The organism is Mesorhizobium sp. B2-5-11 (genome assembly GCF_006440835.1).
In the GTDB taxonomy this organism is placed as follows: Bacteria; Pseudomonadota; Alphaproteobacteria; order Rhizobiales; family Rhizobiaceae; genus Mesorhizobium.
Genome location: NZ_VFUK01000016.1, coordinates 105,533 through 120,107 on the forward strand (window position 1 = coordinate 105,533; position 14,575 = coordinate 120,107).

General features: G+C 64.0%; 12 protein-coding genes. 9 read left to right on the top strand and 3 right to left on the bottom strand.

Annotated elements, in window-relative coordinates; translation table 11 throughout:
- Entirely contained in the window at positions 1 to 1,011 is a 1,011-nt protein-coding gene (locus tag FJ490_RS30185; protein WP_140729385.1) for a sugar-binding transcriptional regulator, read from the top strand.
- Here the strand turns inward: FJ490_RS30185 and FJ490_RS30190 are convergent.
- The 3 genes from FJ490_RS30190 to FJ490_RS30200 are packed head-to-tail and all read right to left on the bottom strand — an operon-like array spanning position 998 to position 4,192.
- Positions 998 to 1,849: a TIGR01459 family HAD-type hydrolase gene (locus FJ490_RS30190; protein WP_140729384.1), complete on the bottom strand. Its 852-nt coding sequence runs from the start codon at positions 1,847 to 1,849 to the stop codon at positions 998 to 1,000. The two genes, FJ490_RS30185 and FJ490_RS30190, sit on opposite strands and share 14 nt — an antisense overlap.
- Positions 1,846 to 3,147 carry an FGGY-family carbohydrate kinase gene (locus FJ490_RS30195; protein ID WP_140729383.1) on the bottom strand — a complete coding sequence of 434 codons (1,302 nt, stop codon included), beginning with the start codon at positions 3,145 to 3,147 and terminating at the stop codon, positions 1,846 to 1,848. The genes FJ490_RS30190 and FJ490_RS30195 overlap by 4 nt, the downstream gene beginning before the upstream one ends.
- A 1-nt stretch (position 3,148) precedes the next feature.
- Positions 3,149 to 4,192, bottom strand: a complete 1,044-nt coding sequence (locus FJ490_RS30200) for a class II aldolase/adducin family protein (protein WP_140729382.1) — start codon at positions 4,190 to 4,192, stop codon at positions 3,149 to 3,151.
- Between the two features lie 188 nt (positions 4,193 to 4,380).
- On the opposite strand from FJ490_RS30200, the gene FJ490_RS30205 reads away from it, so the two are divergent.
- The 8 genes from FJ490_RS30205 (at position 4,381) to FJ490_RS30240 (ending at position 14,253) form a co-directional block, all read left to right on the top strand.
- Positions 4,381 to 5,163, top strand: a complete 783-nt coding sequence (locus tag FJ490_RS30205) for a DeoR/GlpR family DNA-binding transcription regulator (RefSeq protein WP_140517930.1) — start codon at positions 4,381 to 4,383, stop codon at positions 5,161 to 5,163.
- Complete coding sequence (locus FJ490_RS30210; RefSeq protein ID WP_140627864.1) at positions 5,160 to 6,527, top strand: FGGY-family carbohydrate kinase; 1,368 nt, start codon at positions 5,160 to 5,162, stop codon at positions 6,525 to 6,527. The genes FJ490_RS30205 and FJ490_RS30210 overlap by 4 nt, the downstream gene beginning before the upstream one ends.
- On the top strand, positions 6,524 to 8,095 hold the full coding sequence (locus FJ490_RS30215; RefSeq protein WP_140729381.1) for a sugar ABC transporter ATP-binding protein: 1,572 nt from the start codon (positions 6,524 to 6,526) through the stop codon (positions 8,093 to 8,095). The genes FJ490_RS30210 and FJ490_RS30215 overlap by 4 nt, the downstream gene beginning before the upstream one ends.
- Positions 8,092 to 9,090 carry a ribose ABC transporter permease gene (locus FJ490_RS30220; RefSeq protein ID WP_140501584.1) on the top strand — a complete coding sequence of 333 codons (999 nt, stop codon included), beginning with the start codon at positions 8,092 to 8,094 and terminating at the stop codon, positions 9,088 to 9,090. The genes FJ490_RS30215 and FJ490_RS30220 overlap by 4 nt, the downstream gene beginning before the upstream one ends.
- Positions 9,091 to 9,170: 80 nt before the next feature.
- A complete protein-coding gene (locus FJ490_RS30225; RefSeq protein ID WP_140729380.1) occupies positions 9,171 to 10,109 on the top strand; it encodes an ABC transporter substrate-binding protein in 939 nt (312 codons plus the stop codon).
- Positions 10,110 to 10,181: 72 nt separating this feature from the next.
- The gene (locus FJ490_RS30230) at positions 10,182 to 11,075 is read left to right on the top strand and encodes a sugar phosphate isomerase/epimerase (RefSeq protein ID WP_140501580.1); all 894 of its coding nucleotides are present in this window, start codon (positions 10,182 to 10,184) and stop codon (positions 11,073 to 11,075) included.
- 312 nt (positions 11,076 to 11,387) lie between these two features.
- Positions 11,388 to 11,741, top strand: a complete 354-nt coding sequence (locus FJ490_RS30235) for a cupin domain-containing protein (RefSeq protein ID WP_140501578.1) — start codon at positions 11,388 to 11,390, stop codon at positions 11,739 to 11,741.
- 934 nt (positions 11,742 to 12,675) lie between these two features.
- Positions 12,676 to 14,253 (top strand): alpha/beta hydrolase, encoded by a 1,578-nt coding sequence (locus FJ490_RS30240; RefSeq protein WP_181165413.1) that lies wholly within the window; start codon positions 12,676 to 12,678, stop codon positions 14,251 to 14,253.
- The last annotated feature ends 322 nt before the right edge of the window (positions 14,254 to 14,575 follow it).

A 14,575-nucleotide genomic window follows, 5' to 3' on the forward strand; every position in this document is an offset into this window, starting at 1 on the left:
TTGGGCAGGCGACGGCAGGGCGATAGCGAAAGCGGAGTGACCGAGGGGCCCGAACAGGTCGTCAACGAGAGCCGCACGGACCGCCTCAGGATCCGCGCCGCCTGGATGTATTTCGTCGAGCAGATGACGCAGAACGAGATCGCCGACGTGCTCGGCGTCGGCCGCGTCACCATCGTTCGCATGCTGGCGGAGGCGAGGTCCCGCAACGAGGTGAAAATCACCATCGAAAGCGAGTTGTCAGAGATCGTGCGGCTGGAGCGCGCGCTGGAGCGCACGTTCGGCCTGAAGCAGGCGCTGGTGGCGCCGCTGACCGCGCCCAATGCCGATCCGATCCCCGCGATCAGTGCGAAGACCGGGATTTTCCTGTCCGACACGATGAAATCCGGCATGCGCGTCGGCGTCGGCTGGGGTCAGACGCTGTTCTCGAGTCTGCCCTTCATCAGCGCCAAATCGCTCACCGACTTCAAGGTCATTTCGCTGCTAGGCGGTGTGGGCGTCGTGCGCCGCTACAACCCGGCCGAGTTCGCCTGGCGCTTCGCCCAAATCTTCCAGGGCGACGGCTATCTGATCCCGACGCCGGCCGTCGTCGACAGCGTCGAGACCAAGATCGCGCTGGTCGAGCGTTGCGGACTGCAGGAGGTTTTTGAGATGGCCAACGTGCTCGATGCCGTTCTGCTGAGCGTCGGCGGCATCGCTTCGGCCACTACCTTCTCTCGCGGCGGCTTTCTTAAGGAGGCGGACCGCGAGGCTTTGGTTGCGCGTGGCGCCGTTGGCGACCTTCTGTTCCATTTCTTCGACCGCAATGGCGATCTCGTCGACCACCCCGTCAACAGCCATGTGATGTCGGTGGAGGTCGATCGGCTGCGCAAGGCGCCGATCCGCATTCTCACGTCCGGCGGCGAAGAGAAGACAGCGGCGCTGCTCGGCGCCATGAACCTGATCGCGCCGACCATCCTGATCACCGACGAAGAGAGCGCAAGGCGCATGCTCGAGGCGGTCAACGGAAGCTGAAGGACCCCGTGACGTAGTCCGGCCAGGCCTGCTCCTCGTCGAAAACAGCGACAAGATCCGAAGTGTCCGCCAATATCCCGCTCAGGACCAGCGCCGTGGCGATGCCGGAGCCGTTTCCGCCCGCTATGTCATGCTCGACACTGTCGCCGACGCAGACCACGCTGGCGCGGTCGGGCTCGCCGGCCAGCGCCAGTGCGGCATCGAAGATCGCCGGGCCGGGCTTGCCGATGCGGGTGACGCTGCCGCCCAGGCTCTCGTAGAGATCGGCGATCTCGCCGGCGCCGAAGCGGGGCCCGACGGCCGTCAGCATGATCTTGTCGGGATTGGTGCAGAAGCATGGCACCTTTCGCGCCGCCGCCGGCGCCAGCAGGCGGCGATAATGGTCCAGGTCGTAGCGGTCGCCTTCGCTGGCCGCGATCAGTACCAGGTTGGCGGTATCGCCGGCTCCGGTCAACACAAAAGGCAGGCCCTCGATCGCTGTGCGGTCATTATCGCGGCTGATCAACAGGCAGTTCGTGCCGGGCCGCAACGCTCCGGTCGCCGCCATTTCGTGGAAGGATCGCCACGCCACCTCGCCGGAGGAAACGAAATGATCCCAGCTTCCGGCCTCGAAGCCGAGCCTCAGCAAACGGTCCTCGTTGGGCTTGGCGCGCCTGCCGGAGTTGGAGACCAGCACCACGGTCTTTCCGGCGCGCTTCAGTGCCGCCAAGGCCGCCACCGCGCCGGGATAGGGGGCCGAGCCGTCATGCAGCACGCCGAACTGGTCGACCAGGAAGACCTGGTAGCGCTCCGCCAGCGGTCCGATGCCGTCGAGGCGTTCAGCCAGTTTCCGGTTCATAGCAGCCCCGCCTCGTTCGCACCCTTCAACGCCAGCCGCGCCGTTCCGGCAGCGGCCTCGTCCGACAAAGCCGGCAAGAACGCAACGCCGAGCTTACGCTGCCGGATCGCGCTCCACGCCGGATTTGCCGCGCCGCCGCCGACGCTGCGCACCGAAGTCAGCGCCGGCGCGCCGAGCTCGCCAAGCCGGCGATAGCCGAGCGCTTCGATCGCGGCCATGCCTTCGAACATCGCCTTGAGATAGTCGGCATCATCCACCGGGCGCGGGACGAGGCGCGGGGGGAGCGCCGGATCGGCGATCGGGAACCGTTCGCCCGATGTGGCGAGCGGATAATAGTCGAGGCCGGTCTCGGTCGCCGGGTCGATCATGGCACTGAGCTCGATGATGCGCGCGAGCGGAAAATGCTGCGCCAGCACCTTGCCGCCGGAATTCGAGGCCCCGCCGGCCAGCCAGGCATTGCCCAGCCGATGGCTGTAGATGCCGTATCGCGGCGCCGAGATCGGCCGGTCGGACAGGATCTTGATGGTAAGCGACGATCCAAGCGCCGTGACCCCGTCGCCGGCCCCCGCCGCACCCGTCGCCAGGAAAGAGGCGCAGCCATCGGTCGTGCCGGCAACGACGGTCACGTCGCGGGCCAAGCCGAACAGATCCGCCATGGCCGCGGTGAGCGTGCCGGTGACGTCGCCCGGCTCGACGACGTCAGGCAGCAAATCCATGCGCATTCCGGTCGCCGCGATCCAGTCCGGCCAACGGCGGGCCTCGACATCGTAGCCGGTTTTCAAGGCGTTGTTCTCGTCGCTGATGTCGAAGCGGCCCGAGAACTGTCCGGCGATCCAGTCCGCCTGATGCAGCACCGCCGCCACGCCCGGCAGATGCTGGAAGTGAAGCGCCTTGGCGAGGCCTGAGGTCGCGCCGTGCGCGGCGCTGCCCGCCGGCGCCTCGCGCGCGATCGCGGCCAGTATATCGTCGCCGGCGACCTTGTCATTGTACATCAGCGGTTCGGCGAGCGGCCGTCCGGCACCGTCGACCGGCAGCAACGTGCCCGAGGTGCCATCCACGGCGATGGCGCGGACTGCGGTCCGGTCGATGCCCGCAATCAACTCCGCCAGCGCTGCCCGGACCGCTTGCCACCAGGCCGCCGGACTGCGTGGATCCTGGCCAAATGCGTCGAGGCGGACGGCGGCTTGGCCGGCAATTGAAAAGTCCGGACGCATGGCTACGGCGCGGGCGCCCGAGGTGCCGATATCGACGCCGATGACGAGGCGATCCGAGAGAGGCGAGCCGGCGACGGGCGACATGTCAGCCACCGGAGGCGTTCAGTTTCTGGCGGTACTGCTCGGCGTCCCAGTTGACGAGTTCGTCGTTCTCCGCCTCGGTAAGGTAATTCAACGTCGCCGTGACATCGACCCGCGCCGTCACGTCGGCAAGGCAACGCTGCATGGCGTCGGCGCCGGCGCTGGCATTGGCGCGCATCAGGACGCCGAGCCCCGGGAACAGGATCGACAGGGGCTGGGCGCCGCGACGCCTGACGACAGCGGCGACGTCCTCGCCGGGCGCAGCCACCACCGAACCCTTGCCGAGGAAGATGACATGGTCGGGATAGAGGCTGCCGCCCGATGCCATGCGGCGGCTGTCGGGATCGATGGCGACCGCGTGCGCCTCGGTGTCGACGGGCAAGCGGTAGCCGGAATTTGCGGCAAGCGCGGTCAGTGCCGGGATGTCGGGCGCGGCCGCGTCGCGCGGCGCCCTTGCCAGAAGCCCGGTCACGCGGCGCAACAGCGCCTCGGCCCCGGTGACGGTCTCGGCCGCGACGACGAGGCCGTGATTGCCCAGAATCAGGACATCGACGCCCGGCCGCAGCCTTTCGGAGATGCCCTGGGCCAGCGGCAGGCCCGGCCGGCGGTAGGGAACATAGGCCCATTGGATGCCTGCGAGCCGGCGCGCGGCCAGGACCTCGCAATCGGCCTGCACCGCAAGCGAAATGGTGTCGACGCAGTGGACATGCAGGACCACGCGCTGCGGCATCAAGGCATGCACCGTGGTCTCGATCGAGGGACGCAGCCCGCGCGGGTTGAGCGCGCCGATGGCGAAGGCCTGAGGCTGGTCGGCGGCGGGATCGCGTCGTTCAACCGCCTCGAGCAATGGCGCCATCGCCACCGGCACCATGATATCATCGGCGAGCGCGTCTTTCAGCCAGGTCCCGGAAGCCTTGATCCACAGCGTGTCTCCGGCTTTCAGCGAGGTGTTGCCGCCGGCGGCCTGAGTCAGATGCGGATCCTGTCCGATGGCGGCCGAAAGCGCCCGCAGCGCCGCCAATTCCTGCGCATCCGCCTGGGTCGCCATCACGCATCTCCTCCAACAATCCGCCAACCGTCGAATGCGGTGGTCGGGCATTCGACGGGTTTGATATCGCAGATAAGAGTGAGTTCCGTCAACCGTGATCGAATACCGTCAGTTGCGGCTTGCAATCGAGCTAATGTTGAGTAAGTTACACCAACTGCCGTCGCAGAACGGCGTTTTGGAGGAAACAGTTGAGCGACTCCGGCCGCCAGCGTCAGATTGTCGAGCTCTTGCGTGATCGCCCCTTCGCCTCGGTGCGGGAGCTGCAGGAGCGGCTCGGCGTTTCGGCCGCGACGGTGCGGCGCGACATCGACCGGATCGACGAGGCGGGCGAGGCGCGCAAGGTCTATGGCGGTGTTTCGGCGCTGGACGGCACGTCGCAGGCCGGCGTCGCCTATGCCCGGCCCTATGACGAGAATCGCGACCTCGCGGTCGAGGCCAAGCGGCAGATCGCCAACCTAGCCGCGACCATGGTGCGCGACGGCGACGCGGTCATCGTGCATGGCGGCTCGACCTGTTTCCATCTCGGGGTCAAGCTCGCCGAGCGCAGCATCCGGCTCTACACCAACTCGATGCCGCTGGCGGCGTATCTGAGCGATCATGGCCATTGCAGCCTGACCGTTGCCGGCGGCGACCTGCATCGCGAGCCGGGCATCATTCACTCGCTCACCCATCCGGCACCTTTCTACGCTTCGAAGTTCTTTCTCGGCGCGCAAGGCATCGGCCAGGAAGGCTTGCTGGAATCGCACCCGCTGCTGGTGCGCTCGATCGTCGAGCTTAGCCAGTGCGCCGACCAGATCGTCGTGCTGGCCGACAGCCGCAAGCTTTCGATCCAGGCCCGTAACGTTGCGCTGCCCCTGTCGCGCATCGGCACGCTGGTCACCGACGACGGTCTTTCCGATGCCGACGCGCGCATGCTGGAGGATGCCGGCGTCATGGTGCGGATTGCTTCGACCATGGGAGCCATCGCATGAAGGTCGCGGTGCTCGACTTCGGCAAGACCAATTCGAAGCTGTTCGTCTTCGGCCAGGACGGACGCATTCTCGACGAGCGCCGGACCCAGCCGAAATGGACGCGCCAAGGCGGCTTCAGCGTGCTCGATGAGGCCGACCTCCACGATTGGGCGCTCGGCGCCGTCACCGCTGTGATCGAAAACCATGGCGTGGAAGGGGTGATGGTGTCGGGCCATGGCTGCACCTTCGCCCTCGTGGACGACGCGGCGCTGACGCATCCGATCCTCGACTATGAGCAGGAGCCGCCGGCCGAAATCGCCGCGCGGATCGATCGCCGCATTCCGGACTACGCCGAGACGTTCTCGCCGCGGCTGCCGCTCGGTTTCAACTACGGCCGCCACATGCTGTGGCTGCAGGAGGCCGCACCCGACGCTTTCGCGACGGCGAAATGGATCCTCGGCTATCCGCAATATTGGAGCTGGCGCCTTGGCGGCAGGCCGGTTTGCGAAGTGTCCTATCTCGGCTGCCATTCGCATCTGTGGGCGCCGCGTCGTCACGATTTTTCCTCACTGGTCGACGCCGAGGGGTGGCGCCACCAGATGCCGGCCTTCGCGCGTGCGGGAACTGTCATCGGCGAGCAGGACTTCGGCAGCGCGGCACGGCCGCTCGCCATCCACAACGGCGTCCACGACTCGAATGCCGCGCTCCATGCCTATCGGCGGCAGGGGCTGGGCTCGGTGACAGTGGTTTCGACCGGCACCTGGGTCATCGTGCTCAATCCCGACTGTCCGCTCGAGGCGCTCGACCGCGATCGCGACATGCTGGTCAATGTCGATGTGGACGGCGGCCCGGTGCCGACCATCCGCTTCATGGGCGGGCGCGAATTCGCCGCCATCAGCGACGGCTGGCAAGGCCCGGTCGAAGGCGCGGCGGTGCAGCGGGCGATCGATGCCGGCATGATGGCATTGCCGAGCTTCGCGCCGGGCGGGCCGATGCCAGGCCGTTCGGGCCGGCTGGTCGGACGCACGCCTGATGCCGGCGAGCGTGCGGCCGTGGCACTGCTCTATGTCGCGCTGATGCTCGACCTCTGCCTCGACCTCATCCATTCCAGCAACACCGTGATCGTCGACGGCGGTCTCAACACTGGCGGCCTGCTCGCCAGCCTGCTGGCGCAGCTGCGGCCGGAGCAGGCCTTCATGCAGGGCGCTTCGCTGCAAGGCAGCGCCACGGGCGCTGCGGCCCTGGCTTTCGAGAGCGTCGGGCGTGAATTCGCCGCCGAGCCGCCGGAGCCGGTGAAAGCAGTGCGCTTCACCAGCCTCGCCGGCTACCGCGACGGCTGGCGCGATCTGGTCGCCGGGACCGCCGGCAAGGTCGCAGCCCGATGAGCGCGCAGGCCAGGACGGAGACAGCCGGCATGGGGGCGGAACGCCACCCGGTGCTGGAAATGCGCCATATTTCGAAGACGTTCGGCGCGATCCGCGCCCTGCAGGATGTTTCGCTTACCGTCCAGGCCGGCGAGCTGCACGCGCTGATGGGCGAGAACGGTGCCGGCAAGTCGACGCTGATGAAGGTGCTTTCGGGCGCCTATCGTCCCGATCCCGGGGGCGAGATCCTGATCGATGGCATGCCCGCCGCGACCGGCGATCCGATCAAGGCGCGCGCCAGCGGCGTCGCGGTGATCTACCAGGAACTGTCGCTGGCGCCCAATCTGACCGTGGCGCAGAACATTTTCCTCGGCAAAGAACCGCGCCGTTTCGGCATCGTCGACCGCGACCAGTGCAACCGGCGCGCGACCGAGATCATCGGCCGGCTCGGCGTTTCCTTTTCGGCGCGTGCCCTGGTTTCCGGCCTGTCACTCGGCGAGCGCCAGCTGGTCGAGATCGCCCGGGCGCTGTCGACCAATGCGCGCATCATCGTCATGGACGAGCCGACCACGTCGCTGACCTCGCGCGAGACCGAGCGGCTGTTCGAGGTGATCGCGACGCTGAAGGCGCAAGGCATCGCCATCATCTACATCAGCCATCGCATGGAAGAGGTCTACCAGCTCGCCGACCGCGTCAGCGTGCTGCGCGACAGCGGCTATGTCGGCACGCTGGAGCGCGCCGACCTCAGCGCCTCGCGGCTCGTTTCGATGATGGTCGGCCGCGATCTCTCGGCGTTCTACAAGAAGGATCACCGCCCGCCGGGCGAAAAGCGCGCCGTGGCGCTGTCGGTGCGCGGCATGTCCGACGGCAGGCTGCTGAAGGACTGCTCCTTCGACCTCTATCACGGCGAGGTGCTGGCGCTGGCGGGCCTCGTCGGCTCGGGCCGCACCGAACTTGCCAGGCTCATCTTCGGCGCCGACCGGCGCAGCGCCGGCACGCTGGAGCTCGACGGCAAGCCGATCGCCATCGGCTCGCCGCGCGAGGCGCTCGATGCCGGCATCGCCTATCTCACCGAGGACCGCAAGGAACTCGGCCTGTTCCTCGACATGTCTATTTCCGACAACATCAACATGGGCGTGCTGGCCAGGGATGCGCGCGCCGGCGGCTTGCGGGACTTCGCCGCCGCCGACAGGCGCGCTGCGAAAGCCGTCGCCGATCTCTCGATCCGCACCCGCTCGGCGCAGGCCAATGCCGGTTCGCTGTCGGGCGGCAACCAGCAGAAGGTGCTGCTGGCTCGCCTGCTGGAGACCGAGCCGAAGGTCGTCATCCTCGACGAGCCGACGCGCGGCGTCGATGTCGGCGCCAAATCGGAAATCTACCGGCTGATCGACGATCTCGCCAACCGGGGCATCGCCATACTGATGATCTCCAGCGAATTGCCGGAAGTAGTCGGCGTCGCCGACCGGGTTCTGGTGATGCGCGACGGCGCCATAGCAGGCGAGGTGACGGCATCCCGGGGCGAGCCGCTTCGCCAGGAAGCAATCATGGAACTTGCGACGGGAGCGGCCCAAGAAGGACCGAAGGAATGACCGACAGAACGACCACGACGACGACAGTGGACCAGGCGGCAGTCAGGAGCCGGCGGTTGCGCACGGCTTTGGCCGCGCTCGGCATGCTGCCGGTGCTGGTGTTGCTGGCGGCCGGCTTCCAGTTCATCAATCCGCGTTTTCTCACCGGCACCAACCTGTTGATCGTCACGCAGCAATCGTCGATCAACATCGTGCTCGCCGCCGGCATGACCTTCGTCATCCTCACCGGCGGCATCGACCTGTCGGTCGGCTCGATCCTTGCCGCTTCCGCAATGGTGGCGGTGCTGGTGTCGCTGGTGCCGGACTGGGGCCTGCTCGGCGTGCCGGCGGCTATTCTGGTCGGTCTCGGCTTCGGGGTCATCAACGGGCTGCTCATCGCCTATATCAGGCTGCCGCCCTTCATCGTCACGCTGGGATCGCTGACCGCCGTGCGCGGCGTCGCCCGCCTGCTCGGCGAAGACACGACCGTGTTCAACTCCGACCTGCCGTTCGACTTCATCGGCAACGGCTCGCTGTTCGGCGTTCCCTGGCTGGTCATCATCGCGCTGACGGTGGTGGTGGTGTCGTGGCTGGTGCTGAAACGCACCGTGCTCGGCACCTGGATCTATGCCGTGGGCGGCAATGCCGAGGCGGCGCGGCTGACCGGCATCAAGGTGCCGCTGGTGCTGCTCTTCGTCTATGGCGTGTCCGGCCTGCTGGCAGGTCTCGGCGGCGCCATGTCGGCGGCCAGGCTCTATGCCGCCAACGGCCTGCAGCTCGGCCAGTCCTACGAACTCGACGCCATCGCCGCGGTCATCCTGGGCGGCACAAGCTTCGTCGGCGGCGTCGGCTCGATCTGGGGCACGCTGATCGGCGGGCTGATCATCGCCGTGCTGTCCAACGGGCTCATCCTGGCCGGCGTCTCGGACATCTGGCAGTACATCATCAAGGGATTGGTCATCATCGTGGCGGTCGCCCTCGACCGCTACAGGCTCCAGGCAGGGGCAAGAACGTGAGTGACCTTGTCGCCGGCATCAAAGACCGGCTTGTGTAACGCACCGTGAGAGGCGCGGGGCATCAGGAGGAAGTAAGCGTAATGAAGACCATCGCCAAACTGCTCTGCGGCGCCGCGTTCGCGGCCGTCGCCATTGCGCCGGCATCGGCCAAGGACCTGAACAAGGTCGGCATCTCGGTCGGCCTGCTCGGCAACCCCTTCTTCGTCGCCACCATCAAGGGCATCGAGGACGCGGCCAAGAAGATCAATCCGAACGTCGAGGTGACGTCGGTGTCGGCCGACTATGACTTGAACAAGCAGGTCTCGCAGGTCGATTCCTTCATCGCCGCCGGCGTCGACGTCATCATGCTCAACGCCGTCGATGCCAAGGCGATCGCGCCCGCGGTGAAGAAGGCGCAGGCGGCGGACATCGTGGTCGCGGCCTTCGACGTCTCCGCGCCAGGCGCCGACGTCACTGTGATGACCAACAACGTCAAGGCCGGCGAGGAGGCCTGCCAATATCTGGTCGACCAAACTGGCGGCAAGGGCAACTACGTCATCCTCAACGGTCCGGCGTCCTCGTCGATCCTGGAGCGCGTGAAGGGCTGCAAGAACGTGCTTGCCCAGCATCCCGACATCAAGATCCTGTCCGACGACCAGAACGCCGAAGGCTCGCGCGACGGCGGCCTGAAGGTGTTCCAGTCGCTGCTGACCCGTTTCGACAAGATCGACGCGGTGTTCGCCATCAACGATCCGACGGCGATCGGCGCCGAGCTCGCCGCCAAGCAGCTCAACCGCTCGGAGTTCATCTTCACCGCCGTCGACGGCGCGCCGGACATCGAGAAGGAACTGGCATCCGGCAAGTCCATGATCAAGGCTTCTGCCTCGCAGGATCCCTACGTGATGGCCGGCCAGTCGCTGACGATGGCCGCCGACGTGCTTGCCGGCAAGAAGCCGGCGGAGCCGGTGGTGCTGCTCGATCCGAAGCTGATCACCGCCGAGAATCTGAAGGACTACAAGGGCTGGACCGCGGCCCGCTGATCAGTCCAAGGCGGACGCGGCCGGGCTGACCTGCCGCGTCCTCCTCATTTCGTCGCAAAACCGGAGACGATCATGTCGCGCATCGGAATCCACTCTTTCGTCTGGTCGGCGAGCTCGACGCAGGCCGAGCTCGAACGCACGCTGGCCAACACCAAGGAGGCCGGCTTCGACCTGATCGAATTCTCCTATCTCGACCCCGCCAATGTCGATATTGGCGGGCTCGCCAAGCGCATCGCCGATCTCGACCTCGGCGTGGCGATCAGCATCGGCCTGCCGGTCGACGGCGACATTTCGAGCGCCGACAAGGCGGTCGCCGCGCGCGGCGTCGGGATCCTCAACGACACCGTCGCCCTGACGCGCGACCTCGGCGGCCAGAAGGTCGCCGGTATCCTCTCGACCAGCCACGGATTGCAGACCGAGGCGCCGACGCGAGACCAGTGGAACCGCAGCGCCGGGACGCTGGCCAAGGTCGCCGAAACCGCGAAGGCGGCAGGCGTCACGCTCAACCTCGAGATCGTCAACCGCTTCGAGAGCAATCTGCTCAACACTGCGGCGCAAGGCTTGGCCTTCATCGAGGACACCGGCTCCGACAACATCTTTCTCCACCTCGACACCTTCCACATGAACATCGAGGAGGCCGATGTCGGGCTGGCCATCCGCCATGCCGCCGGCAAGATCGGCTATGTCCATATCGGCGAGAGCCATCGCGGCTTCCTCGGCACCGGCAATATCGACTTCGCCGCGATATTCGATGCGCTGACGGCGATCGGCTATGCCGACGATCTCAGCTTCGAATCCTTCTCCTCGGAGATCGTCGACGAGAACCTGTCGAAGAAGACCGCCATCTGGCGTAATCTGTGGACGGACAACATGGCGCTGGCCAAGCACGCGCGCGCCTTCATCGGGCTGGGAATGGAAACGGCAAGGCGCAAGGCGGAACTCGTCGCGGCGCGCCACAAGCCCTGAGGATTTCAGACTGAGGAGCAGCAGGAATTGCCAAATCGCCCACCCCAGGCGCGGACGCGCCTGGTTCCTGGTGCAAGGCCGCGAACTCAGCTTCATTGACTGTGAAGGCAGTTAATGCTACAAATTGCCTATGGTGCTGAGTCGCGCCAGGGACCCGCCGAGCAGGCGGGTTTTTTCGTTCAGAGCTCCGTCAAACAGTGCGAAGGCGCCGGTGAACCCGGATTGGTTGCCCTGGTCCCCCTGGCGGCATTGCCCACGCCACGCGTAACGGCTATCCGACGGTGCGACAGCGAAGCAAAACGGAGCCCCGGCATGACGAACAAGACGATCCTGAAATTCGGCACCGTCGAACACGCGGAAGCCGGCGACCTGCCTGGCTGGATCGCGGTCGAGGGCCGGCCGACCATGCAAACCGCAGTCCAGCACACGACCGCGGACGGCAAGGTGATCTCCGGAACCTGGCGGGCGTCGCCCGGTACGTATCACGCCACCTACACCGACTATGAGTTCGTGCACATGATCGCGGGCCGCATCATCATCACGCCCGACGGCGGCACGCCGGTCGAAGTCGGCCCCGGCGACGCCTTCGTGGTGGAAGCCGATTTCAAGGGAACCTGGAAGATCATCGAGCCGGTGACGAAGCATTTCGTGGTCAGGGTGGGCTGAGGCAGGCTGTCAGACAGACAAGCCAGCCGCTCGCTGGCCTTTGATACCTTTCGTCAATCCCGGCCATCCTCGCATGTCCACGCAACTGGCGGGGCCGTGACTGGCGCCCGGTTGGAGCGAACGGGACCAGAATGCCGGCAGGGCGAACGGTGTCCGCCTTGCTCATCGTGCCATCGCGTGAGACCCCACGGCGAGCAACCCCGCTGTTGGAGCACGCGGAACAACAGGATCCGTGGTCATTTCATTGTTTAGTGAGGAAGGCCTTGCAAGCCGGCGTGACTTCGCTGAGGTGCTGTTTAAGGCAGCCTTGCGCCTTCACTTCGTTGTCCATGTGGCACACCCGCTTGGCGTCCGCTCTACAGGGAGTCTTGTAGGCATCTTTCGCTAAAGCGGCGTCGGTGAGAAAAAGCGATATACAAGCCCAAAGCGCCAGTTGAAGTGACTTTCGATTCCGCATGGTTGTGTTCCCATCGTGAGTGCAGAAGCGCGGTCTTTATATGCGTTAATGCTAAAGAATGGGAATCCACCATAAGGAGGAGGGTGCGAGCACCCGCGCAAAATCGGATGAGCAATGTAGCGCAAAACACGGCTTACATAAGCGCAGTGCTGACCAACTGTCTCGCGCACGGCTCAATCAAAAGCGCTAATATAATCGCCCGGTTTGTCGAGCTTGTTTCCAATTTTGTGTTGGAGTAACCCAATATCGCTTGGGAACACGAAATGGAGAGGGTCGTCAGGCCGGGTACGGGATAAATTTTTTCCTGCCATTTTTCTGAAATACGGAATTGTTCCTTGGCATCGGAGGGAAATACTCTCCGTCTTGAATAAATAACGAATCCGTGATTGCGGGCGTTTTATTCCTGATTGTCGATGACGCGAAGAATATTCGATCCGTAATCGAGCAGTTTTCGTATACTTATAAATGAGGGGCGAGATGTCTACCGTGTTTAGACGCGCGTACATCAAACCAGGTTGGTGTTTTCTTCTCGTGGTCACGTCGGTTGCGTTCCTCATTTGCCTGGGGGGTGGGGAACTCACTGCGGGTGAGTTCAAGAAAACCAGCTGTTGGTTCGAAATTCCGCGGGATCGGGCAATGACGTGTGGGACCGTGAATGTTCCAGAAAATCGAAAGAAGACGGGCGGTACCGAGGTCGTCCTGTCCGTGGTCGTATTCGAACCGGACCGCGAACGGCACGAACCGGTAGTGTTTCTCACAGGAGGCCCGGGGCAGCCTACCGACATCGCCAATAGCGACGACATCGATGGATGGTGGGAGTTCATCGGCGCCCAGAGCTGGATGATCGGACGCCGAGTAATCGTTGCTGATCAGCGGGGCATCGGAAAGTCCGCTCCCGCCTTGGACTGTTCTCAATATTTCAAGCCCGATCATTGGAACGCCATTCTCTCGAGCGTTGAGGTCGAAACCACCTTTAGCAAGCTCAAGAAAGATGAAGTTCTTGCATGCAGGACGGCGTTGATCGCAAAGGGCATTGATCTTGATGCCTACAACACTGAGGAGAATGCGGAGGATATTGATGACCTTCGGAAGGCTCTCGGGATAGAAAAGTGGGTTCTCTATGGCGTCTCGTATGGCACCAGGCTTGCACTGGAAGTGATGAACCAGCACCCCGAAGGGGTCTCGGCGAGTATACTGGATTCAGTTGTTCCGCTGGACATCAATTACCTGAACGAAGATGGGCCGAATCTCGACCGATCGTTAAAATTGCTAGAGCGAGACTGTGAGGCAGCGAACAGATGCATGAATGGGATATCCAATGCTGTTCAGCTTATTGCAAGACAGCTGGATCGGCAGCCTTTGCTCTTGCGCAGCACAGATAAAGAGGCGCGCTACACATATGTCTCCGGGGCAGATTTCCTCGAGCTTATATTCGGCATTTTATACGATCGCGATGCGCTCCTGACCCTGCCGGAGCTGATCGAGAGGACATACAAACAGGATTTCAGACCCCTGGCGGAGATACTTTTCGATGCTGACGACCTGGAGATCTCCCAAGGTATGGACTTCTCTGTAAGTTGTTCCGACAGCGATCTCCCCGATCTGAATGGCAAGCAGGACAAATACTGGTCGAAATGGGTTGAGCTGAACGACTACTCCTGGGCATGCCCTCTTTGGATGCTTGAGAACGGGCCAGCATCGCAGGTGCAGCCGCGCCGCACTGACATACCCACTCTTCTGTTGTCGGGAGAATATGATCCAGCAACGCCGACAGCATGGGCGGACCACGCGGCGAAGACCCTTCCTTTCGGCCAGGTGGTGGTCTTTCGGGGGATCGGACACGATGTCATTGATTCCGATCCGTGCGGGTCGAAAGTAGTTGCTGATTTCCTTGCAAACCCCAAGCTCAAGTTGAAGACTGAATGTATCGGTGAGATGGGGGCCCCGCAATTTCCAAGTCCGCCAAAGGAACTGTGGTCGGGAGCGGAGGCACTACACTCTATATCAGCAAATCGCTCAAGGCAGGATAGGTTGAGATTTCGATTTGGGCACTGAAATTCCTCTTAGCCAAAATTGTAAATTCCGATATTTTGCTGCCGACGAAGTTAAGCTAAAGCGGAACTCGCAAATCATTTAAACACTACGGTAGCATCGCTTAAGGACCCCTCTCGTCTTTCGGGTGGAAGTCGCGTGCGTGTCGCATTTCGATTATCAAATTCCGAAGTTTCACAGAAATTGTAGGAGGATCGAACAGTGTTTACGTCTCGTCGTGTATTGCTTTCGGCCTTGGGTGCAAGCATCGCATACGCCGCCTTTGGTGGCATCGCGCGTGCGAAGGGCGGTGGCGGGGGCGGAGGAGGTGGCGGCGGAGGAGGTG